Origin of the sequence: Moorena sp. SIO3A2 (genome assembly GCF_010672265.1) — a bacterium.
In the GTDB taxonomy this organism is placed as follows: Bacteria; Cyanobacteriota; Cyanobacteriia; order Cyanobacteriales; family Coleofasciculaceae; genus Moorena; species Moorena producens.
Genome location: NZ_JAAHHC010000042.1, coordinates 25,939 through 48,961, shown reverse-complemented (window position 1 = coordinate 48,961; position 23,023 = coordinate 25,939). Strand labels below are relative to the sequence as shown.

At 44.0% G+C, this 23,023-nt stretch carries 17 protein-coding genes and 1 pseudogene; 6 read left to right on the top strand and 12 right to left on the bottom strand.

What is annotated here, in order from left to right; all coding sequences use genetic code 11:
- Positions 1 to 404 precede the first annotated feature (404 nt).
- Positions 405 to 800, top strand: coding sequence for an ArsR/SmtB family transcription factor (locus F6K64_RS30030; RefSeq protein WP_008181489.1), 396 nt, complete (start codon positions 405 to 407; stop codon positions 798 to 800).
- Positions 801 to 1,045: 245 nt separating this feature from the next.
- Positions 1,046 to 3,208 carry a heavy metal translocating P-type ATPase gene (locus F6K64_RS30025; RefSeq protein ID WP_008181488.1) on the top strand — a complete coding sequence of 721 codons (2,163 nt, stop codon included), beginning with the start codon at positions 1,046 to 1,048 and terminating at the stop codon, positions 3,206 to 3,208.
- A gap of 287 nt (positions 3,209 to 3,495) precedes the next feature.
- On the opposite strand, the pseudogene F6K64_RS30020 reads toward F6K64_RS30025, so the two are convergent.
- From F6K64_RS30020 to F6K64_RS29980, 9 genes and pseudogenes are all read right to left on the bottom strand, one after another.
- Positions 3,496 to 3,639: pseudogene (locus F6K64_RS30020) on the bottom strand (antitoxin family protein); the annotation flags it as partial.
- A gap of 190 nt (positions 3,640 to 3,829) precedes the next feature.
- Entirely contained in the window at positions 3,830 to 4,270 is a 441-nt protein-coding gene (locus tag F6K64_RS30015; RefSeq protein WP_287257087.1) for an HNH endonuclease, read from the bottom strand.
- A gap of 30 nt (positions 4,271 to 4,300) precedes the next feature.
- On the bottom strand, positions 4,301 to 4,558 hold the full coding sequence (locus F6K64_RS30010) for a hypothetical protein (RefSeq protein ID WP_287267297.1): 258 nt from the start codon (positions 4,556 to 4,558) through the stop codon (positions 4,301 to 4,303).
- 38 nt (positions 4,559 to 4,596) lie between these two features.
- A complete protein-coding gene (locus tag F6K64_RS30005; RefSeq protein ID WP_287267295.1) occupies positions 4,597 to 4,926 on the bottom strand; it encodes a hypothetical protein in 330 nt (109 codons plus the stop codon).
- 46 nt (positions 4,927 to 4,972) lie between these two features.
- Entirely contained in the window at positions 4,973 to 5,944 is a 972-nt protein-coding gene (locus tag F6K64_RS30000; protein WP_008181485.1) for an NAD(P)-dependent alcohol dehydrogenase, read from the bottom strand.
- 51 nt (positions 5,945 to 5,995) lie between these two features.
- Positions 5,996 to 6,523 carry a P-loop NTPase family protein gene (locus tag F6K64_RS29995; protein WP_287267293.1) on the bottom strand — a complete coding sequence of 176 codons (528 nt, stop codon included), beginning with the start codon at positions 6,521 to 6,523 and terminating at the stop codon, positions 5,996 to 5,998.
- Between the two features lie 199 nt (positions 6,524 to 6,722).
- On the bottom strand, positions 6,723 to 11,849 hold the full coding sequence (locus tag F6K64_RS29990; protein WP_287267291.1) for a tetratricopeptide repeat protein: 5,127 nt from the start codon (positions 11,847 to 11,849) through the stop codon (positions 6,723 to 6,725).
- A 195-nt stretch (positions 11,850 to 12,044) separates the two neighbouring features.
- The gene (locus tag F6K64_RS29985) at positions 12,045 to 12,620 is read right to left on the bottom strand and encodes a Uma2 family endonuclease (RefSeq protein ID WP_044492501.1); all 576 of its coding nucleotides are present in this window, start codon (positions 12,618 to 12,620) and stop codon (positions 12,045 to 12,047) included.
- Positions 12,621 to 13,265: 645 nt separating this feature from the next.
- Entirely contained in the window at positions 13,266 to 14,588 is a 1,323-nt protein-coding gene (locus tag F6K64_RS29980; RefSeq protein ID WP_008181478.1) for a P-loop NTPase fold protein, read from the bottom strand.
- Between the two features lie 369 nt (positions 14,589 to 14,957).
- Here F6K64_RS29980 and F6K64_RS29975 point away from each other — a divergent pair, with 369 nt between their 5' ends.
- Positions 14,958 to 15,905: an Rpn family recombination-promoting nuclease/putative transposase gene (locus F6K64_RS29975; protein ID WP_008181476.1), complete on the top strand. Its 948-nt coding sequence runs from the start codon at positions 14,958 to 14,960 to the stop codon at positions 15,903 to 15,905.
- A 238-nt stretch (positions 15,906 to 16,143) separates the two neighbouring features.
- On the opposite strand, the gene F6K64_RS29970 is transcribed toward F6K64_RS29975, so the two are convergent.
- Both F6K64_RS29970 and F6K64_RS29965 read right to left on the bottom strand, forming a co-directional pair.
- On the bottom strand, positions 16,144 to 17,331 hold the full coding sequence (locus tag F6K64_RS29970; RefSeq protein WP_008181473.1) for a GNAT family N-acetyltransferase: 1,188 nt from the start codon (positions 17,329 to 17,331) through the stop codon (positions 16,144 to 16,146).
- Positions 17,332 to 17,412: 81 nt separating this feature from the next.
- Entirely contained in the window at positions 17,413 to 17,829 is a 417-nt protein-coding gene (locus tag F6K64_RS29965) for a hypothetical protein (protein ID WP_131827015.1), read from the bottom strand.
- 261 nt (positions 17,830 to 18,090) lie between these two features.
- Between F6K64_RS29965 and F6K64_RS29960 the strand changes: the two genes are divergently transcribed.
- Complete coding sequence (locus F6K64_RS29960; RefSeq protein WP_287267289.1) at positions 18,091 to 18,309, top strand: hypothetical protein; 219 nt, start codon at positions 18,091 to 18,093, stop codon at positions 18,307 to 18,309.
- 280 nt (positions 18,310 to 18,589) lie between these two features.
- The gene (locus F6K64_RS29955; protein ID WP_008181471.1) at positions 18,590 to 19,717 is read left to right on the top strand and encodes a hypothetical protein; all 1,128 of its coding nucleotides are present in this window, start codon (positions 18,590 to 18,592) and stop codon (positions 19,715 to 19,717) included.
- Between the two features lie 33 nt (positions 19,718 to 19,750).
- Here the strand turns inward: F6K64_RS29955 and F6K64_RS29950 are convergent, their stop codons facing one another.
- Positions 19,751 to 19,894, bottom strand: a complete 144-nt coding sequence (locus F6K64_RS29950; protein ID WP_229414379.1) for a hypothetical protein — start codon at positions 19,892 to 19,894, stop codon at positions 19,751 to 19,753.
- A 164-nt stretch (positions 19,895 to 20,058) separates the two neighbouring features.
- On the opposite strand from F6K64_RS29950, the gene secA reads away from it, so the two are divergent.
- Entirely contained in the window at positions 20,059 to 22,875 is a 2,817-nt protein-coding gene (secA, locus tag F6K64_RS29945; protein ID WP_008181469.1) for a preprotein translocase subunit SecA, read from the top strand.
- Positions 22,876 to 23,023 lie beyond the last annotated feature (148 nt).

The following is a 23,023-nucleotide window of genomic DNA, read 5'->3' as shown; positions in this document are numbered from 1 at the left end:
AGGGTTGAAAACGGAATCACTAATGGTCAATTTCCTAGCCGTAGATAGTATTTCTGCGGCTATTTTTTTTTAAGGGAGTAGGGAATTTAGAATTTAGAATTTAGAATTTAGAATTTAGAATTTAGAATTTAGAATTTAGAATTTAGAATCGGGAATCGGTAATTGGGAGTAGGTAATCGGGAATTGGGAATAGCGATGCGCTGCATCAAGAGGTGCGACCCGAACGCGCCCCGCGTCGGCTTTGCCTCAAGGTGCGCGTTCGGGTCGCACCTTGAGCGAATTTAATTCTTAATGGTAAGAGCGCATCAGACAGGGAATCAATGTAAAAGAAAACTGTACCTCATAACTGCGGGAAACGCTATAGTATCATAGATCTAGAGATTAAATAGTAAATATAATTGATCATGGCCGATTCTAGTTCCTTAAATAAACCAACTGTCTACTCTTCTGATGCTCCAAGCTGTGATGAGTCCCTAGTTCATCTAGATAATGTGTGGCAGGTGCAGAGTAAGGTTCTAGCAACGGAAAAAGCGCAACAGATGGCAGAGTTTTTTAGCGTTCTTTCCGACCCCCATCGGCTAAAGTTGCTTTCAGCCCTCGCACAGCAAGAGCTTTGTGTCTGCGACTTAGCAGCGATAGTAAAAATGGGGGAATCGGCAGTATCTCATCAGCTACGAGTATTGCGATCGCAAAAGCTAGTCAAATATCGCCGTCAAGGTCGCAACGTTTACTACAGCCTTGCCGATGAACATATTGTGACTTTTTATCGAGAGGTAGCTCAACACCTTGATCAAGGTTGATTATTGAGCACAGATAGGGGAAGAAGTAATATAGCAATTCTACGCCTTGTGAGGTACATATTTCCGGGTTTTAGGGACTATTAAGCCTTGTATATGCGAACAGATAAAAAATAATTGGTACCTCATAGTAATGAAAAATACTGTCAATAATTTATTTTGCACAGCTACTTACTATATAATTTGAATTATCTTTCGTCTGAATAGTCTTTCAGATATTCAGGAGATGTTCACAGTTAGATATTGCTATGGCAGAACACCATCATCATCAAGACTGCTGCAAGTCTGGGCATTGCATTGAAGCCGTTGCTGAGGTGACAACCCATGATCACTGCTGCGGCAACAGTCAAGGACAGGAGGTGACAACCCATGATCACTGCTGCGGCAACAGTCAAGGACAGGAGGTGACAACCCATGATCACTGCTGCGGGAACAGTCAAGGACAGGAGGTGACAACTCATGATGACTGCTGCGGGAACAGTCAAAGACAGGAGGTGACAACCCATGATGACTGCTGCGGGAACAGTCAAGGAAAGAATGAATTTAACTTGTGGCGCGAGTTAAGAGCGGTCGCGATCGCTACTCCCCTTTTGTTAATCGGACTGATTTTTCAAGATAGTTTACATCAGACTCCTTTTGGCATAGCTGAATATGCCATCTTGATTCCTGCTTACTTACTCTGTGGTTGGGGAGTGCTAACCACTGCGGGGCGAAATATCCTGGGGGGTCGGATTTTTGACGAAAACTTTCTGATGACCATTGCTACCATAGGCGCGATCGCTATTCACGAACTACCGGAAGCAGTGGGGGTGATGTTGTTTTACCAGGTGGGAGAATTGGTACAGGGGTCTGCGGTGGGGCGATCGCGTCGTTCGATTCGAGCCTTGCTGGAAGTGCGTCCCGATACTGCTAATCTGCTAGTTAACGGCGAGATAAAAACCGTTTCCCCTGATCAAGTTGCTGTTGGAGAAATGATTCGGGTACGCCCTGGGGAGAAAGTTCCCCTAGACGGTGAGATTATTGAAGGAAGTTCCCAACTGGATACTTCTGCCCTCACAGGAGAATCAGTCCCCCGTACTGTTCTAACAGGAGATCTGGTGTTAGCAGGGATGATTAACCAGTCTGGAGGGCTAACCATTCGCGTTACTAAGCCCTTTGACGAGTCTTCCATTGCCAGAATTTTGGACTTGGTGGAAAACGCCAGAAGCAAAAAAGCCGACACGGAAAAGTTTATTACTCGCTTTGCCCGCTACTATACACCCGTTGTGGTGTTTCTTTCCCTAGCAATTGCCCTGTTACCACCTTTGCTGATTTCCGGAGCAAGCGCCAGTACCTGGACTTATCGAGCCTTGGTGCTATTGGTGATTTCCTGTCCCTGTGGATTAGTCATTAGTATTCCTCTGGGCTATTTTGGCGGTATTGGAGGAGCAGCCAAGCGCGGTATTTTGATTAAAGGTTCTACCTTTTTAGATGCCCTAACTCAGGTGAAAACCGTCGTCTTTGATAAAACTGGCACCCTTACTAAAGGAAACTTTCGAGTCACCGATATTATTACCCACAATGGTTTGAGTCAAGAGCAACTACTAGAATTAGCTGCTCATGTAGAATCTGGGTCAAATCATCCCGTCGCCCAATCGATTCGACAAGCTCATGGCAAACCGATTGATAGTTCTAAGGTTGAAAATTATCAAGAAATTGCGGGACAGGGTATTTGCGCCCAAATTGATGGAAAAGTTGTGATCGCAGGAAACGATCGCTTACTCCATCGAGAGGGGATTTCCCATGATGTTTGTGTGGCTGATGGTACGGTAGCTCACTTAGCGGTGGATGGTGAATACAGTGGGCGTATCTTAATTGCCGATGAACTCAAAGAAGATGCTATCAATGCTATCCAAGCACTGCACCAACAGCAGATTAAAACTGTGATGCTGACAGGAGACAGTCAAACCATAGCTAATACTATCGCTCGAACCCTAGGGATAGATGATTTTCAAGCCGAACTTTTACCAGAGGATAAGGTGAATGCTTTAGAGAAGATCCTCACAGCAGTAAACCAAACTAACCATAAAACCGCATTTGTGGGAGATGGCATCAACGACGCACCAGTAATTGCTCGTGCTGATGTGGGCATAGCTATGGGGGGATTAGGCTCAGATGCTGCTATCGAAACCGCCGACGTGGTAATTATGACTGATGCTCCCTCTAAAGTAGCAGAAGCGATCGCGATCGCCCGCCGAACCCTAGGTATTGTTTGGCAAAATATTATTATTGCTTTGGGAGTGAAAGTCATCTTTATTGCTCTGGGTGCGATGGGGGTAGCAACTCTCTGGGAAGCTGTATTTGCCGATATGGGAGTGGCTCTGTTGGCGATTCTTAATGCTAGTCGGGTATTGCAGATAAGGGAGAATTGAAGATGAGGTTTATTTCAATTAGGTGAGGTACATTTTTTAGGGAGCAGGCAAGAGGCAAGAGGCAAGAGGCAAGAGTTACAAAATATTTGTACCTCATAAAAATAAAAAAAAGCTATAAATCTTTGAATGAATAGGAGTAGAGTGGGCATCCTGCCCGCTCCAAAAGATCAGGAACAGGCAAGATGCCTATTCCACAGATGCGACCCAAGGGCGATTTACTCGGCCATTGGAAAGCGCACCTACTATTAAAATCATTCCATTATTAAGCAACACCATTATTTAAGCTTTTAACTATCTTCATGCAACACATCTCGTGTAAACTGAGGAGCATCAGAAGGAATAGGGTTTTGTTGCATTCGCTCAACAAGTAACCTTAAAAAATCTTGTCTAGCCTCAATATCGGTAATCTTAGGAGGAATAACTTGAGGGGAAAGCTCCATCATAAGAATTAGGGGTAGATTAGTTAGTTACTTAAAGTTTAGCCTATACAAAGGTAAGCATATGCGCTAAGTGCAGGCTACGCCAACAGCTAATGCGCTACTGGCAATCCGTGCTTTTAGGTGCGACCCGTGGAAATTTAATGCTTCATGGGTCAAGCGCACCTAAGGAAGATGATTTTATTTATGCTTTCATTTGTTTTAAGGCTTCAGGTGAAGGGTATCTATTTACCTCAATCAACAATTGTCTTTCTAAAATGCGATCGCTACTATTAAACTGTAAAATTCTGGCTGTGACTTCCCCAATATCTGTTAAAGATTGAATCATTGCACCCTCAAGACGAAAATGCTCAGACCATTGCTCTCGTCTAGGATTAAAAAATCTCACCAGATCACCTGTGGGCCAAATAATTGACCCTAAATCTGTTCCTTTATTTAGGTTACAATACAAACAAGCATAGGCTAAATTTTCCGCAGTCGTTTCACCCCCATGCTTGACACTAATAATGTGGTCAAATTGACACCCACCGCTATCCTGTTCAGAAATCAGACAATATTCACACAAACCTTTAGCCCGCTGACTGACTAATCGTTTCAGTTCTTTAGTGATATACTGTCTAGGCATAATTAATTTATTTATATACTTCTCTCTATACTAAGAGACAGATTTAAGGTATTGATGAGCTCTAGCTTTCGTCAATCTAATTAGATGTTCGACCACTAAAAACTGTTCAAGTTCGTTTTTTTCAGATGGGGATAAATCTCCTAATTTTGCTCGTTCCACTAAATCGTCTATCTGTTCCTTTGTAGCTTCCGAAAATTGAAAATTAGTCACACTTTCTGGGCTAGTTCCTTGAGCAATAAAATTAATAAATTCATCATATATTTTTTGAGTTTTTACTAAAGTCGTCATGGTCACATTCCGAACAACGATAACAATGGGCAACTATATTATAGACAATCAGGGGATAGAGTTGGTAAAATCAATATCTCTTGATCGATTTCTTGCCGATAGGCAGCAATTTCAGCCTGTAGATCGTCAAAGGTCGGGTCATCCTTAAACCATCCAAATTTATCCAGCCAAGGATTTCCTGTCTTCCCTAGTAGGGGAATGTCAACTTCAACGACTTCAACCTGATTCGTTAGATAGTCAAGTAGTTGGGCTTTAAGCTGATTGATGGCAGCATCACGGCTATTTTCTACAACCATGACTTCGGGCCATTCTTTGGCACGGGCGATATATTTATCGTTTTCTCTACTGAGGATAACTTCATAAATCATGACTCCATTTCCTGCTCATCTTTAGTGGCTATTTCAATTTTACCTCTTACTCTAGAGCGATAACCACTTTGCCCTGATGTTTGCCTATACCGAAATACTGGATCATTTCAGGCACTTCACTTAATGTGTAAGGGCCATCTAGCACGGGCTTGACATCGCCAGCTTTGAAAAGCTTATTGATGTAATCCAAATCCTTGTTTGGTTTGAGAGTAACCAGACAGACTCTCTTATTGCTAAATATACGAATGATTGCCTGCAAGAGTAATACCTGAAAAAGACAAGCGGTGTCCCCCCCAACCGTTACATAGGTTCCCTGGGGATTCAGTACACGTAGATAATTGAATATCGAGCGATTTGTCTTGGTATCTAGTATCAAGTCGTACCGTTCCTTGCCCTGTGTAAAGTCTTCCTGGGTGTAATCGATCGTTTGCCCAAATCCGACTGAGTGCATCATGTCGAATTTATCAGAGCTATCCACTCCAGTCACGTCAGTCACGCCAATGGATTTGGCGATCTGCACAGCCAACGTACCAACACCACCACCTGCACCGTTGATCAATACTTTTTGTCCGGGCTGGATCTGTCCTTGATCAACCAAACCTTGTACTGCTAGCATTGCGGCATGGGGAAGTGCTGTGGCTTCAACAAATGTCATGGGGTCAGGCTTCAAGGCTAAAGCCGTTTCAGGCACACAGACATACTCGGCAAATCCACCAAACCCACATTCAGAAATATCTCCATAGACCGCATCACCAGGTTTAAACTGCGTGACATTGGGGGCGATCGCTTCAACTCGTCCGGCGATTTCAGCACCAGGAATTGGGATGTTTGGCTTAAACAGACCACAGAGCAAACGGATATAAAATGGTGTGCCTCGCATCAGGCACCAGTCCCAGTCATTGATCGCTGTGGCCTGAATTTTGACTAAGACTTCACCCTCCTTCGGCTTTGGTTTTTCTACCTCTTGAAGCTCAAGCACATCTGATGAACCATATTTTGTTAAAACAATTGCTTTCATGAATTTCTATGTCTTTGATAGTGGTGTATTCCATTGCTGATGTGGACCGGCTTACCCTCCAAATTCTGTCACCATAGTTTGCAAAAAATACTTTACCTCTTGGGGCGATCGCAAATGGTAAACCTGCTTTGTTGCTTTAGCCGTTTCCACATAAGTCCGGTACTTAGGCGTTAGCTTTTTATGACACAGCCAGACCGTGTTATAGGAATTCAGTGTGCCTTTTACTAGGGGACTATTTTCAGGCCAGCCTTCCGGTGGCACCCAAAGACTTTTAACAAATCGCTTTGTGACCCACCAGTAATGTCGCAGCACAGCCATATCCAGATAGACCAGGGTATCGGCTACATCTAGCCGTTGCCACACGGTATCGAGTGAGCCAAATCCATCAACGATCCATTGCTCCTGTTGCAAGAGGTGATCATGGGCGGCTTTAAACTCGGCATGGGGCACCTGATCACCGCCCGGTCTATATTGCATGAGATCGAGGGGTACCAGGGGTAATCCAGTTATTTCCGCTAAACGTTTGCTGAGGGTCGATTTGCCAGCGCCAGCATTGCCAAATACTGCAACTCTCTTCATAGTTAGGGAGTAGGGAACAGGGAACAGGGAACAGGGAACAGATAAGAGGGAACAGGGAAAAATCCTGTGTACCTCATTAGGCTAAAAAACGCTATACTGTTCCCAATTCTCCATTCTAAATTCTAAATTCTAAATTCTAAATTCTAAATTCTAAATTCTAAATTCTCCATTCTAAATTCTCCATTCTAAATTCTAAATTCTAAATTCCCTTTAATTGTTGCTCCAATTCTATCACTTTTCCCTGAATATCTAAGGTCCGGTAAAATTCTAAACTTTCACTAAAAAATTGGGAAGCCCTTGCTTTAGCATTCGGTTGATTACCCTCAACACGACGCAAGTAAATTTCCCCTAAGAGCTGGCGAGCCGAGGCTTGTAGTTTCCGACGGTTGTAGTCTAGGAAGACTTGTAAAGATTCCATGGCTAACGCTTCCGCTCGGTCAAGGTTTTCTAAGACATTTACCTCTAGGTAAGCCCGGGAGATATCTAGAATTTCTTCCGCCCTATCGACAATTTCTCCAAGTTCTGAAAGTAACCTTAAGCCCATGGTGTAGTTGGTTTCAAATTGCTCTATCTGTTCCGGTAAAGTAGGATGGTTGGAGGGTAATCGGCGCAAGTGTTCTGAATAGAGTAAGCCAAGAGCGGTATAGTTGTAGGCTTGGTTGGCTTTGTAGTCGTTGGCTTTACTAATTTCGATGGCTTGACCAATACTTTGCTCCCCTTGGCTGAGTAAGTGGAGGGCTTGGGTTGTGTCTGGAGTATTTGTGGCTAGGAGCCGTTGGCTGTTACCAATTTTTCGATACCGATTAGCAATCTTTTCATTTTGACCCAGTTGTTGATGGAGATTTAGGCTTTGCTGGTAATAGTCAATGGCTTTGGTGTAATCACCTAATTCTCGATAACAATCAGCTAGCCAACGCCACTGATTGGCAACATTCTTCTGTAAATCTAACTGGTCATAGAGTTCACGACTTTGTTGGTAAGATGCGATCGCATTTTCATACTGACCCCAAGATTCATAGATTCTACCTAGTTGATAGTAGGCTAATGCTATCCTAGGTTGGTCATCAAGCTGCTGACGAATGGCTAAGTCTTTGAGTTCACAATCAACAGCTTGCTGATATTTACCCCAGTTTCGATAACAATCAGCTAAGTGATACCACAGATTGGCTACATCTTTCTTTTTATTCAACTTATCATAGAGTTCAAGGCTTTGTTGGTAATATGCGATCGCATTTTCATACTGACCCCAATCTTTATAGATTCTACCTAGGTGACCGTAGGCTAATGCTATCCTCGGTTGGTCATCAAGCTGCTGACGGATGGCTAAGTCTTTGAGTTGACAATCGACTGCTTGCTGATATTTACCCCAGTCTCCATAACAAATAGCTAGCCAATACCAGGAATCGGCAACATCTTTCTGTTTATCCAACTGGTGATAAAGGTCAAGGCTTTGTTGGTAGTATGCGATCGCTTGATCATACTTACACCAATCTTGATAAATGTAACCTATCTTCCAGTAGGCTAATGCTATATCTGATTGGTGATCAAGGTGCTGACGGATAGCTAACTCTTTAAGTTGACAATCTACAGCTTGCTGATATTTACCCCAGTCTCGATAACAATCAGCTAGCCAATACCACAGATTGGCGACATTTTGTTGTAAATCCAACTGGTGATAAAGGTCACGGCTTTGTTGGTAAGATGCGATCGCTTGATCATACTGACCCCAATCTTGATAGATTCTACCAAGCTGATAGTAGGCTAATGCTATCCTAGATTGGTCATTAAGCTGCTGACGAATGGCTAAGGTTTTGAGTTGACAATCAACAGCTTGCTGATATTTGCCCCAGTTTCGATAACAATCACCTAGCCAATACCACTGATTGGCGACATTCTTTTGTTTATCTAACTGGTCATAGAGTTCAAGACTTTGTTGGTGGTATGCGATCGCTTCATCGTACTTACGCCAAGCTTGATAGATTCTACCTAAATTCCAGTAGGCATCAGCAAGATTTAGTTGGTCATCAAGCTGCTGACGGATAGCTAAGTCTTTGAGTTCGCAATGGAGAGCTTGCTGATATTTCCCGGATAGTCGATAACAAATAGCCAGCCAGTACCATAATTTTGCTACATTCTTCTGCTTTCCCAACTGCTGATTGATTTCAATGATCTGTTCGTAGGATGCAATCGCTTTGTCATATTCCTCCTGTTTCCGGTAACAGGTAGCTATTGCCCAAGTAATGTAACCATTGATAGGACTATCTGAATTTTGATTAATCTCCTCTAAAATCCCAATAGCCTGATCATAGTTATCCGGGCGGATATAAGACAGTGCTGTTACAAACTCTATGGCTTGTTGACTTGCCTGAACCCGAATCGGATGTTGTCTAATTGCTTCCAGAGCTGGGGTCATGTCTTCCCCTAGTTCGGTCACTAAATCGATCAGATTATTGAATAGCTTAGGCTCTGCTTGGTTAACTAGCTGTTGAACAAATTCATTTACACCACTAACTAAGGTTTCTCCAGCTTGACTACAAGCTATGTATAAACTTGCTAACTGAGTCTTTACCCATCGCTGTTGACTTAGCTTTAAATTATTAGCCGCTTCTTGGAGACACTTAATCACTTCATATTTTTGATTAAACCTTTCAATATCTCGTAACCTGCTCAACAATTCCTTAATCGTTTCATGCTCAAAGTCTTCATCTAACCCCAAGTAAGTCCACACCAACTGCTGAATCACCCTGGCTCGAATCTTGCTGTTGACATCAACATCCGCCAAAACTTTACCTGCAAACAGTAAATCCTGCAATACCGATGGCGACTCCTGGTATGAAACCGTTGAATCTTCCCCTAAGACTGGCCAAACTAAAACCACATCCTGCGATGAATGCTTTATAATCCTGATTTCCCCATGATCAATCCTAGGCTGATACTGATCTAAGGGTTTAAAAAATCCTTGAACTAACTTATTTATTCGTCTGGGATTCTCACTGCCCAAATACCCTAAGGCTAACAAAATTGGTTCATCCCAACGGGCTTCATATCGATGGGAATTAATAATATCGAGAATCTCACTAACATCATTATCCGCAATATACCGAGCGGCAAAATATTCTTCAAAGGTCAGATGCATAAACCCATAACTACCAGGGGCACGTTCTACAAACAAACCGGTTGTTTCCCTGACCCTCAGCAAAAAATCATTAATTTGCCACTGCACGCTCTCGGAATCTGGGTCTTCATCATTCAACTCCCCATGGATTTGGGCTAGTTTTTTCCTAACTTCTGGTTCACTGACTAATCCCGAGGGTTTCTGTTCATGCATCCAGTAAGCCAAGGGAGCCAACAGTGCCATCACCTGACTTTCTTTGAGCACTACGGTCTCAGCACCAGGCAATTTTTTGCTCAATTGCCAATCTTCGGTCAAGGTCTGGACCGCTAATTCATAGAGTTTTACCCGTTGATTGGGCAAGCGAGAGCCATTGCGGTGAATTAATGCCAAAATCGTTAACAATAAGGGATTCCCGGTCATACGCTTGACTCCCTCACTGGCTGCGATCGCGCTCTTAAGTTCCCCACTTTGATGATCGGCTTCCTGCTGCCAATAGTGCTGACTAGCATCTGGCCTTTGAGCTTTCTCTACTGCTAAACACCATCGGTCGAGAAACCGCTCCACCTGTTCCGGTTCCATCTCAGTAATGGTGAAATGGGAAAACCGTTGGCTTAATTTAACCTCCCGATAGCCAGCAATCCGGCTAGTAATCACAAACTTGTTACTAGGGAATTTGGTAACAAACTCTTCAATTTGGTTAACTATCTGTTGGCGTATTTCCTGATTAAACACCTCATCCAAGCCATCCAACAGCACTAGACAATTACCATTATCGAGTTTGTGATGCAAATGCTCAAAAATGGTTGTAGTATTATCGGATCTACCAAGTTGACTTGGTTTTGCCCCCCTAGGGCGTGTCTTCAAACTCGGAGATCCCCCTAAATCCCCCGAGCGAGCAATCCCTCGCTCGGGGGACTTTGAGTATTGCTCCCCCCTTATTAAGGGGGGCTGGGGGGGATCATCATCTTGCGGAAAACTTTGAAAACACGCCCTAACCCCCCAATTTTGCGGGGAAATGGTATCAAAGTACCCCAGAATTGGGGGATTTAGGGGGCTATTGCTAACTCCTGTCTCAAAGTCCCCCAGAATTGGGGGATTTAGGGGGCTATTGCTCAGTTCGTTACCAGTCTGATTTGTAAATTCACCTTGCCACTGCTCAGAGAATTCCCTAAGAAACTGTTGCAAGCTCAAGTCGGATTCGGTTGCCAACCGTTCCGCATAATCAGCAATCCGAAAGAACACCGGTAAGCGAGTTTGCCCCAAATTCTCGTTAGCCTCCCCTGCCAATACCGTTTTCTGGTCATCCCGTTGAGCGGTGGCAAAATGGAGCGCTAGATATTTCAGCAGGGTAGTTTTCCCAGCACCAGGGTCTCCCAAAATCACGCTATACTGACTATCCTGTATAGCTTTCGCTAAATCAACCTTTTCCGGAATAGTTTTAGTATTGCTAGAGATATCGATATCCTGGGATATCCTTTCCAACTGATCTACCCCCATCGAAGGGCTAGATAAATTAGCTTTAGATAAATGCCTAGCATCGGAGGTATCAACCACCAGCTTCTGACGTTCAGCCTTCAGGGAAATATAGACCTGATCCAGAAAAATATCGACTTGGCGCTGCACCTGCATCACGCCACTAAACTTGACATAAGAATTCTGGGCAATTAACCAATCCAGATAGGGATAAAATAACTGTGCCGGGGGGGGATGGGTTTGAAATTCCACAATCTGCTCCCGCCAATCCCAGAAATCCGGAGCCCCGAGGCGAAACTCATCCAAAAATTGTCGTTTATTGAGCCAAAACATCAATACCATGTCTCGCTCAAACAGGGATTCTCTACCGACATTCAGTCGTTTTAGCTCATTGATGCGACGAGGTATCTCCAACTGCTCAATCCCGAAGGCCATGATCAGAGGACGACTGGGAGCAGGAGTGTTGACAGAGGTCTCTTGATCAACGGGATTGAGACGGTATAGAAAATTAATTAAAGAATCCTGACTGTAGAAAAAGTTGCGAACCTGAAACTCTTCCTCACTAAAGGCTTCTTGATTAACAACAGATGTAAACTGCTGCACCACCGGATGGTTGGGACCACTTTCGGGAGCAATAGCAAAAATAATGGTGGTGCCACTAGATAGTGCTAGAGTCGTGACTAAGCTATCCAGCTCATTATGGTCAGCAGGCGTCAATGGGTCAGGGGCTGTTTCCATGGGTGAATCTTGAGTGAGAGTGGGGAGATGGGGAGATGGGGAGATGGGGAGTGTGGGAGCGAGGATTAGTATTCACAAAAATCGTTAATTTATTGGATTTATGAGGTTGAGAAGAGTACCTCATAATAGATGCAAGAAACCCTATCAATTCTAAATTCTAAATTCTAAATTCCCTATTACCCATTACCATCGCGACTACTCAGAAATTGCCTTTCTGAAAAACCTCATTGCCTCAACTGTAGACGCCATTACTACAGACCTAGTTAACAACTCCATATCTAGGTCTGGTAACACCTCTGAGGTATAAATTCGTTCGTAACCGTCTGCTCTGAGATGATGTAAGGTAAATAGACCATCTTCCCAGAACCAGACTTCAGGTACACCCAACTCCCGATAGCGATTGAGTTTGGAGAGATTACCACTGGTAAAAACTACTTCGATAGATAAGTCTGGAATTTTCTTTGGCTTTCCGATACAATAAGACTCATCCGCTTGTGCTGAGGCTACCCCTGGTTTTTCTTGGGTAAAGCTTCCTGTAGGGGTGAACTCAATTCCCTTTTCTTCAAAGTAGATAGCTAACAGAATCCCGATCAAGCGGCTAAAGGTTTCGTGGTCTTGAGAAACTGCCAAGATTTCTACTTCTCCTCTGTAGTAGAATAACCGTATTCCTGGTGAATCAACAAAGCTCTGTTCCAGTAATTTGAATTGTTGCCAATTCATCCCAGAGTGAATCAGCCGTTGGTCTTTTGGTTTTGAGAGTGTCTGTGTCATTGCTTCCATTCCCGATTACCCATGCCCTTCCCCCCTTTTTAAGCAGGGCTGTTTAATTCTAACAAAACCCAAAGCCTAGACCGTCAGCCGTCCGCTTTTAGCTCACGCTACGTAAGCATTCAGCCGTCAGCAGTCAGCTGTCAGCCATTCCTGTCCCGTGGCCATAGGGCAAGGCTCAAGCTAAGCGAACAGCTTATTTTATTCAAAATTACGGCGTTGCTGAATCAAGGAATGAATGCGCGGACATCTGGTTTTAGTCAAGCCCCCTAAATCCCCCAATTTTGCGGTGCGACCCAAGGGCGATTTACTCGCCCATTGGAAAGCGCACCGGAAGGGACTTTGAAAGTCTTGTTCCCCCCAAAATTGGGGGGCTAGGGCGTGTCTTCAAACTCCGAGTACCCCCGTTTCCCTTAAAAAAGGGGGACTTTGAGTATGGCTCCCCCCTTAATAAGGGGGGCTGGGGGGGATCTAATATCTTGCGGAAAACTTTGAAAACACACCCTAGGGGGGCAAAACCATACCCAGAATCAGCAACGCCAAAATTACCTCAAGTAGGTTGGCCACAAGCCCCTGATAGCTGAATGCTGAATGCTGAATGCTGAATGCTGAATGCTGAATGCTGAATGCTGAATGCTTACCTAAAACCTAAGAGCTAACAGCTGAATTCTGACTAGCTTGCCACTGTTCCAAGTCTTCGATAATAATCGGATGCACATCAAACCAGGTATGGTCACCGTAATACCCTAAGACATACTTATTTTGTAAAAGTTCATCACAAATCACAATGTTGCCTTGCTTGGGCAAATGATGGGTATTGGTAGTTAAGCGACCAGTTTCGTGAACAGTAGCCAATTCCGGAAAATGATAGTCGTTGATAGTATAGGCTTTGCGTTCTTCTTGAATTGCCTCCTTAGCAATGGTTGTGTCTACATATTCCTTTCGTTTCTTCAGGGCGACCTGACAAGCCCCCCGCGCTAGTCGGATTAAATCCCGGATCACACCACCACTCTTCTCAGATAATAGATCTAAGGCATCGGGAGTGAATAGGTCTGTCTCGTTAATTTTAGCTAATCGTTTGGTAATCACAGACTTCAAGATATCTCGACCAACTTGGTTAGGGGTTGAGGTGGGACCAGAATTGCGTTCGCGTAGCGTGGCCGTAGGCCAATCGCACTGGAATACAGGCAAATTATACAAATCCAAACATTGAAAGCTTTCCATCGGTTGGCGAAAGCTAGGGGAATATCGTAAAGAAATTGGAATGGTGTAGATGATATGACACTCTAATTCTGTCAGGAGCGGACTAGCAAACATTTCCAGAGCAGTAATATAATCATGGCGATCGAGACCATCTACAATTACTAATAATTTTTGCTTGCGGTCTTTTTCAGCAGCTTTAATAATATCGTTGACGCGAGCAATGATGTCACTAACAGCAGGGCGAATGTTAAGGGTTTTGCTCATTTCCCGAGTTAATCCCCGTTTGAGAATTAACCCCAATTTTTTTAAAACCTCTGGTAACTCTAACTGTTCAGTATCTGTTTCTTTATCTTGATAAATTACAGTTGTCAGGCTATTTTCCAAATCATCCAGTAAGCGCTGATCCCGATTTGACCACCAGTCTGGTTTAATAGCTTGGCGACAAACTTCCATTCCAATCAACACCACCACCTCAGCATAACCAATATTATACCGGTCGAGAGCTGTTGCCGTATCAACCCAGATTACAGCATAATTTTCTGCTAGCTCCTGTTCAATTCGTCGCAATTCCGTTGTTTTTCCACTGCCCCGATGACCAGCTAATAAAAACTTAACTGGCTGGTCTTCCATTTCCAGAATAGGGATTAAATTTTCTACTGGACTATCCTCTCGCTGGATATAAAAGTCTCTGATTTCCTCTGGTGTCGTCAGGGGTTGCTCTGGGTTAAACAGTTGGTAAGCTGGTTTCCAATACTTGGCGTTGCTCATCGTTAAGGGGAATAGGGAGTAGGGAGTAGCGATGCAGCGCGGTCTTGGGGGTTTCCCCCATGAGCGACTGCATCAAGACGGGAGTAGGGAATAAAGTTTAGATGTACCTTAACTATCATAAACACTATACCTGAAGAAGTCAGGAGTCAGGAGTCAGGAGTTAGGAGTCAGGAGTTAGAATAACTTAATTTTTAAGTGAATTAGAAGCATTCAGCTAATTTTGACATTTATTTAAGTTTTTATTGACTTAAATAAAACTGTTTTTATACTAGTTTTGTGACTTGCAAATTTATCAAAAATATAGTATAATATTATCAAATAAATCCATTCATACATGAGCATCAATGGGGCGATTGCTCTAGCAGTGTCATGGCCTATCCACTCAAAGATAAGTACATTAGTTTACTCACCGATTTTGGCTTTAAGCGTGTCTTTGGTACTGAGCCAAATAAAGGGCTACTTATTGATTTTCTAAACACCCTTTTACCACCCCGACATCACATTGAAGATGTCACCTTCAAGAATACGGAAAATTTAGGAAATACTCCTGTAGACCGCAAAGGGATTTTTGACATCTATTGTCAATCCAAAACTGGGGAACGTTTTATAGTCGAGATTCAAAAAGCAAAACAAAACTTCTTTCAAGATAGAAGTGTTTATTATTCCACATTTCCGATCCAAGAACAAGCGCAAAAATGCGATTGGAATTATCAGTTAAAGGCGGTTTATACTGTCGGGGTGTTAGATTTTGTTTTTGACGACCATAAAGACGATAAGACAATCCTACATACCGTGGAGCTAAAAAATCAGGATTGTCAGGTATTTTATGACAAACTCAAATTCCTTTACATTGAGTTGCCCAAGTTTACCAAAACTCTAGACCAGTTAGAAACACATTTTGATAAATGGCTGTTTGTCCTAAAAAATCTCTCAGAATTAAACAATCGCCCTCAACCTTTCCAAGAGTCGGTATTCAATCAACTGTTTGATGTGGCAGAAATTGCTAACTTTTCTCGCACTGAACAGGATAACTACCAAAATAGTCTCAAATATTACCGAGACATGAATAATATTGTCGAAACTTCTAGACAAGAAGGGTTACAAGAAGGCTTGCTAAAAGGTCGAGAAGAAGGAGCACAACGAGAACGAGCACTGATACTCCGTCTGCTATCCCGTAGCTTAGGAGAAATACCCAGTGAACTGCAACAGCAAATTCATCAACTATCACTGGATCAGTTGGAAGGGTTGAGTGAAGCCTGTTTAGATTTCTCTAATCTTGAGGATTTAAGAGCTTGGTTGAATCCAACTCAAGAGTAATATCATGTTCGGTTGAACATTTATAAATAGTAGGGAACAGGGAACAGGGAACAGGGAACAGGGAACAGGGAACAGGGGATGAAGATGGAAATTACTTACCAGAAGTAAGCTATGTTTTTTGATAAATTATTATCTGAATATGATATAACAAGCCTCTGACAAATCGTGGCACAGGCTTCTAGCCTGTGACCCATAACCTGATAGCTGATAGCTGAGCGCTGAGCGCTGACTGCTTATATTAAAACATATCTGGCATCCAAGGTTCAGATCCAGAAAACAATAATGTCGCTACTGACAAAGCTTCGTTTGTGGCTTTCAAATAACCGGTAAGTTGCAGTTGTCTAGGACTATATAAACCAGTATACAAAGACGCTAAGCCTCGGATACTAATTTGAAGATCCCCATTACCTCCTGGAGTAACTTCACCTTGCCCTTGATTAACACGTAAACGGAATCTACCGTTATTAGCACTAATCAAATCATCCTCAACTTCTAAGTGTAATTCCCCATCAATTCCTACCGGATAACCTCGCTTTTCTAAGGCTTTGGGAACATCAATCACTCGTGACATCCAGTAATATCGAGTGTCAATTTTTGCCGTTTGTTCTGGTAACAGTAACATTAACGGGTCATGGGGAGAACTATACCAATACACCTGCTTGACTAGGGAGCGATGATCAGCGATAAAAGTCCAAAAACGCTTGATAGCAGCTGTGGTCAGCAATGCCCAATCGTCAATCGTAATCCGAAGCCCGTGATCGTCTTCCTGTTGAGTAAAAATAATGTAACCTTCCGGTAGAGTTTCTGAACCAATCAGATAGCTATAGATAGTTTCTTCTGGTTTTGCTACTATTGGTTTCACCAGATGTTTCCAGATAGCGTGATGGCGGTCTAAATTCCCATTGTTGGCTTGAGCTTGTTGGTGATAGATCTCCTCGAAGATCTGGTAATTCTCTGGCTCCACTCGATGCATGGGAAGATTGCGTTCGCTTAACGAAATCGTTTTGGTAGACAATTTCCACAGGCAACGGTTTCCTGCTCGTTGATAGCCTACTTTCCGGTATAGGGTGTCAGTAGAAGCATATAAAGTAGAAATTGGCACGCCCTGGTCATGGAGTTGCATGATAGTCTCAGCCATTAATTGGTAAGCTACCCCTTGACCGCGATACTCTGGCGCTACACCAACCACAGCAACTCCTGCCATCGGCACAGGTTTACCACCGTACCATTGTGCCATCGGATAAATTGCTAAATGAGCGATCGCATTTCCAGCTTGGCGAATGATGCGAAAGTTTTCAGTACCAATACGCTCAATGTAAGCCTCACAGTCACTTACGGAAACCCCAAAGCACTGAGATATAATCACCCCAATCTGCTCAAGGTCTTGTGAGTTGTCAACCGGACTATAGTCCAACCCAAGTGTCATATTAAAGAAGTTTGTATTACATATACTACTATAATACAAACTTCCCTTAATGGTGATCGATACCAATCGGATTTGAATCTTTTAGTAACGATAAAAAATCGAATCGTGCCTGCGCCTGGGAGAATATATTCTTACTCCCCTACGGTTACGATAGTAGATTTCATCGTCCCTGCGCTTGGGATAATAGACTCGCCCGCGCCCACGCCTAGGAGAATAGATTCGCACCCCCCCACGCTTAGGAGAATAGATGCGCACCCGCCCACGCCCACGCCTGGGATAATAGATGCGCCGACGCCTGCGGCGTGAACGATTCTTGTATTTACGCCCGAATGAAGAGATGAGAACGTCTCGGTTACTATCCCCAACAACGATGGGACTCTCTTGGTGCGCGTTCCCTAGGTCAGGAAACCCGACCGGGGTCGCACCGCTTTCAGCCTTAACTGGAGCGACAGGCACTAGAGCCATCAGTCCTGTGAGAAGCACAATTGAGAATTTCATATTGCTGACCTCCTGTGGAAGAGCAATGCTATTTCAGCTAGCGATAGATGAGGTAAAAGCGTCAGCTATCAGCTAAAGGCGTTTAGTTAGGTTTGTTTCACCTTTTTAGTCAGGTGTTTTTGCGGTGCGACCCCGGTCGGGTTTCCCGACCTAGGGAAGGCGCACCAAGAGAGTCGAACTAAAGATCCATCCTTGATAGCTGATAACTGATCGCTAAATACTTACACAGATAGACGAGATAGACGTAGCTTACCTTAACGAATGTTCCCATACCCCCCTCTCTGGTGGTATTTTTATGCGATCGCGAAGCGGTTCCAAAGGAACGTAAGCATTCAGCTAATGCGCTACGCGCACGCTTGGCCTTGGCCGTTGGCCACGCTACGCGAATGGCCACGCTCCTTGAGGTGCGAACAGCTATCAGCGTGTCGCGTATCAGCTCATGGGTTATGCACATTCTTATTGATGAGGAAAGCATTTTGAATAAAAGAGGTAAGCATTTGTTTAATCTGAGTTAAGTCTGCTGTTTCCTTAGCTTGAGCCTTGGCCTATGGGCACGCTAGGGGAATGGCTGAAGGCTGAAGGCTGAAGGCTGAAGGCTGAAGGCTGAAGGCTGAAGGCTGAAGGCTGATTGCTGAATGCTTACGATTACTGACCACCAACCCTCACCCCTCACCAAAATAGTTAAGAAGTGTGAAGTTTAGATCTCAAAGATGATTAAAACAGTAGATAATAATAAATTTGGCAGAAAAAGGATAATACCATGGCAGATTACCAGCAGTGGGAGGAATCGCTCGTCGCACCAATTATACGTCAGGCTCAGCAAAAACTGATGTCTCCCAGGAAATTTCATGCCCTCTGCCAACAGGTGATCAAATCTACTGGTCAAAAAAAGCTATACTTTTATCCACCACCTTCCGAGCTACTGGATGTAACTAACGGGATTACCATCAAAGAGTTAAGACAATTTTTCGACAAATTAGCCAACTATGTCAGTAGTACCTCCTCAGAAGGACACCGAGTCACACTCTACCTAAAAAGAGTGCGGCTTAGATTAGGTAGGGTAAACAAGAGATTTATTTTAGTAAAAAAAACCAGAGTATGTCAGCACAGTCCAAAATCTGTTGTAGAGCGGTGCGACCCCGGTCGGGTTTCCCGACCTAGGGAAAGCGCACCAAGAGAGGTGAAGCCTTCCAGAGAAAAATTAGAAGTCAACCCCAAGGGGTTATATTCCAAGGCCATGCTATACCAGGATTTGCCCTGCCAGGATTTGCCTACACAACCAGCTCCAATTCATCCTGAAATGCTATCTACAGGGGGAATGAAGGTTGAGGTAGAAATAGCTGGAGCTGGCATGGTTGGTCGGGTAGCTCGCCTGAGAATTAATGGCAAAGACTTGGCATTTAAAGCATTTTTTGACCCAGATTTCGTCTGGCAGCATGGTCCTTGGGCTGAAATTCCCATTGGGATTAGACTGAAATATGCTCAGGTAACGAAAAACTGTGCAGAATTCTTGTTTGCTAGTCAAGATTGGATGGTATCGGAATGGATTTATCCCGATACTAATCCCCAGTTTCGGAACAATGGCATCACTTATGAACAGTTTGCCGCTCAAGAAGGTCTAACTCAACTCAATTCATTAAATATATATAATTACAATCCATACAATATACGTCTTGATCCAGGTGGAATTCAGAAAGAATACTGGGGGAGACGCTGGCATGATTTTTTCAGAGGAATTGTCTTTTACCTCAGAAAAGTCCAGCGAGAAGGATTAAAATCCCTGACACCATACCTTTCAAAAAGAATGATTACTTACCTATTCCGGCGATTAATTGTTTTAATTTCTCCTTGGAAGAGTGACTCGATCGCAGGAATGGAAAAGCGATGATGGGATGTAAGCATTCAGCGGTCAGCGGTCAGCTTAAACTAAACCTTCCGTAGCGTCCGCCGTTCCCGTAGCGTGGGCGTAGCCCATTAGCTGATAGCACCTCAAGTAGCGTGGGCGTAGCCCATTAGCTGAATGCTGAATGCTGAATGCTGAATGCTTAAGATGGGATGATGGCATGATGGGTATCCCAAGCAAAAGAATAAGGTATAGTTGGGTCAGTGCTGAATTACCTATTACCCTATTTTCCCATATTTTGACACAGGAGTTTGGTAGTATATCTATAAAAGTGTACCTAAACGCACAATTATACATCCCACAACTATACATCTCCCTCTCCTGCTATGCTTAAGAGACTAATTGGTGATCCCAACGCACGTAAGCTCAAACGGTACCAACCTGATGTTGTAGAAGTTAACCTCCTCGAAGAAGACATCCAGCAACTATCGGATGAACAACTCAGGGGCAAAACCACAGAGTTTAAACAGCAGCTGGAGAAAGCCAACACTAGTCAAGAGCGTGATGAAATTCTTGATCAAATTCTGCCAGAAGCCTTTGCTGTAGTGCGGGAAGCAGGAAAGCGAGTGCTGGGTATGCGTCACTATGATGTCCAAGTCATGGGTGGCATTGTCCTGCACAAAGGACAAATCGCAGAGATGAAAACTGGTGAAGGAAAAACCCTGGTGGCTACTCTACCAGCTTACCTCAATGCCATCGATAGTAAAGGGGTTCACATTGTAACCGTTAACGACTACTTAGCCCGTCGGGACGCGGAATGGATGGGACAAGTTCATCGCTTCCTAGGTCTGACGGTCGGGCTGATTCAATCGGGCATGTCCCCGGTCGAGCGGCAAAAGAACTATGCCTGTGATATTACCTATAGCACCAACAGTGAGTTAGGCTTTGACTATCTCCGGGACAACATGGCCACAGCAATGTCAGATGTGGTGCAACGTCCATTTAATTATTGCATCATTGACGAAGTAGACTCAGTACTGATTGATGAGGCCAGAACCCCACTGATTATTTCTGGGCAAGTGGAGCGACCGACCGAGAAGTACATTAAGGCCGCAGAAATTGCCCGCATGCTCTATCCAGAAGATCCAGACAATGCTGAACAACTAGGACACTACGAAGTTGATGAAAAAGCCCGTAACATCTTGATGACCGATGAAGGCTTTATCGAAGCAGAGCAACTTCTAGGGGTTAAAGATTTGTACGACCCCAAAGACCCTTGGGCTCATTATATTTCCAATGCCCTGAAGGCTAAGGAACTCTTTCAGAAAGATGTCAACTATATCGTGCGGAATGGGGAAGTAGTGATTGTAGACGAGTTCACTGGCCGAGTGTTGGCAGGACGCCGGTGGAGTGATGGTCTACACCAAGCCATAGAAGCCAAGGAACGGGTAGACATTCAAAATGAAACCCAAACCCTGGCAACCATTACCTATCAGAATTTCTTCTTGCTCTATCCCAAACTCGCCGGTATGACAGGTACCGCGAAAACAGAAGAAGCGGAATTTGAAAAAATCTACAACTTGCAAGTTACGATTATTCCCACTAACAAACCCTCTAAACGTCGAGACGTTTCCGATGTGGTTTACAAGACCGAGCCAGCTAAGTGGAGGGCAGTAGCAGAAGAATGTGCTGAACTCCATGAACAAGGCCGTCCGGTGCTAGTGGGAACCACGAGTGTAGAAAAATCCGAGTTGTTGTCGGGTCTGTTAGCCGAAAAAGGGGTACCCCATAACCTGCTCAATGCTAAACCCGAAAATGTAGAGCGGGAATCAGAAATTGTGGCTCAGGCAGGACGGAAAGGAGCTTTGACTATTTCCACCAACATGGCCGGGCGAGGAACAGATATTATTTTGGGAGGTAATGCTGACTTCATGGCACGGCTGAAGCTACGGGAATATTTTATGCCCAAAATAGTGCAGCCGGAGGAAGACGAAGCCTTTGCCCCCATAGCGGTAACTACTGCCAAGCCTAAATCGGATGCTGTTGGGTTTGCTCCAGGAAAGAAACCGAAAAGCTGGAAAGTTAGCCCTCAGATTTTCCCGACCAAATTGTCCCGGGAAACGGAACAAAGCCTAAAAGAGGCAGTAAATTTTGCAGTTGAACAATATGGACAGCAGAGTTTACCGGAACTAGAAGCAGAAGAGAAATTAGCGATCGCTTCAGAAAATGCTCCCACCAATGACCCAGTTATTCAAAAGCTGCGGGAAGTCTATAAAGCAATTCGAGGGGAATATGACGCATTCACCACCCGAGAACATGATGAGGTGGTAGAAAAAGGTGGCCTGCACGTTGTTGGTACTGAACGTCATGAATCCCGCCGTATTGATAACCAGCTCAGAGGACGAGCTGGACGGCAAGGGGACCCCGGTTCTACCCGATTTTTCCTCAGTTTGGAAGACAATCTGCTGCGGATATTCGGAGGCGATCGCGTAGCAAAAATGATGGATATGTTCCGGGTTGAGGAAGATATGCCCATCGAATCCGGGATGCTCACCAGCTCCTTAGAAAATGCCCAGAAGAAAGTGGAAACCTTCTACTACGATACCCGGAAGCAGGTATTTGAGTATGACGAGGTAATGAACAACCAACGGCGGGCAATTTATGCAGAAAGACGGCGAGTGCTGGAAGGACTAGACCTCAAAGAACAAGTCATCCAGTATGCCGAAAAGACTATGAGTGATATTGTAGACGCCTACGTTAACCCAGAGTTACCACCAGAAGAGTGGGATTTAGAGAGCTTGGTAGGAAAGGTCAAAGAATTTGTCTACTTACTGCAAGATCTAGAACCACAGCATCTAGAAGATATGACGGTCGGGGAAATCAAAACCTTCCTCCATGAAGAAGTCCGCAAAGCCTACGATATCAAGGAAGCTCAAGTCGATCAAATTCAGCCAGGACTAATGCGGCAAGCGGAGCGATTCTTTATCTTGAATCAAATCGATAACCTCTGGCGAGAGCATTTACAATCCATGGATGCCCTAAGGGAGTCAGTGGGATTACGAGGTTATGGCCAAAAAGACCCCCTGATTGAGTATAAGCAGGAAGGCTATGAGATGTTCTTGGAAATGATGATCGATATCCGCCGCAATGTGGTATTCTCCCTGTTCCAGTTCCAGCCACAAATGCAACCACAAGCAGTTTGATGTCTTATGTAGAATGTAGAATGTAGAATGCAGAATTAAGAATGTAGAATGTAGAATGCAGAATTAAGAATGTAGAATGTAGAATGCAGAATTAAGAATGTAGAATGTAGAATGTAGAATTCCAAATTCTTAATTCTTAATTCTTAAT

Bases quoted from the DNA above. Each gene is read 5' to 3' on its own strand.
- F6K64_RS30030 (WP_008181489.1), top strand. From the start codon at position 405: ATGGCCGATTCTAGTTCCTTAAATAAACCAACTGTCTACTCTTCTGAT.
- F6K64_RS30025 (WP_008181488.1), top strand. From the start codon at position 1,046: ATGGCAGAACACCATCATCATCAAGACTGCTGCAAGTCTGGGCATTGC.
- F6K64_RS30015 (WP_287257087.1), bottom strand. From the start codon at position 4,270: ATGCCTAGACAGTATATCACTAAAGAACTGAAACGATTAGTCAGTCAG.
- F6K64_RS30010 (WP_287267297.1), bottom strand. From the start codon at position 4,558: ATGACGACTTTAGTAAAAACTCAAAAAATATATGATGAATTTATTAAT.
- F6K64_RS30005 (WP_287267295.1), bottom strand. From the start codon at position 4,926: ATGATTTATGAAGTTATCCTCAGTAGAGAAAACGATAAATATATCGCC.
- F6K64_RS30000 (WP_008181485.1), bottom strand. From the start codon at position 5,944: ATGAAAGCAATTGTTTTAACAAAATATGGTTCATCAGATGTGCTTGAG.
- F6K64_RS29995 (WP_287267293.1), bottom strand. From the start codon at position 6,523: ATGAAGAGAGTTGCAGTATTTGGCAATGCTGGCGCTGGCAAATCGACC.
- F6K64_RS29990 (WP_287267291.1), bottom strand. From the start codon at position 11,849: ATGGAAACAGCCCCTGACCCATTGACGCCTGCTGACCATAATGAGCTG.
- F6K64_RS29985 (WP_044492501.1), bottom strand. From the start codon at position 12,620: ATGACACAGACACTCTCAAAACCAAAAGACCAACGGCTGATTCACTCT.
- F6K64_RS29980 (WP_008181478.1), bottom strand. From the start codon at position 14,588: ATGAGCAACGCCAAGTATTGGAAACCAGCTTACCAACTGTTTAACCCA.
- F6K64_RS29975 (WP_008181476.1), top strand. From the start codon at position 14,958: ATGGCCTATCCACTCAAAGATAAGTACATTAGTTTACTCACCGATTTT.
- F6K64_RS29970 (WP_008181473.1), bottom strand. From the start codon at position 17,331: ATGACACTTGGGTTGGACTATAGTCCGGTTGACAACTCACAAGACCTT.
- F6K64_RS29965 (WP_131827015.1), bottom strand. From the start codon at position 17,829: ATGAAATTCTCAATTGTGCTTCTCACAGGACTGATGGCTCTAGTGCCT.
- F6K64_RS29960 (WP_287267289.1), top strand. From the start codon at position 18,091: ATGTTCCCATACCCCCCTCTCTGGTGGTATTTTTATGCGATCGCGAAG.
- F6K64_RS29955 (WP_008181471.1), top strand. From the start codon at position 18,590: ATGGCAGATTACCAGCAGTGGGAGGAATCGCTCGTCGCACCAATTATA.
- F6K64_RS29950 (WP_229414379.1), bottom strand. From the start codon at position 19,894: ATGCCATCATCCCATCTTAAGCATTCAGCATTCAGCATTCAGCATTCA.
- secA (WP_008181469.1), top strand. From the start codon at position 20,059: ATGCTTAAGAGACTAATTGGTGATCCCAACGCACGTAAGCTCAAACGG.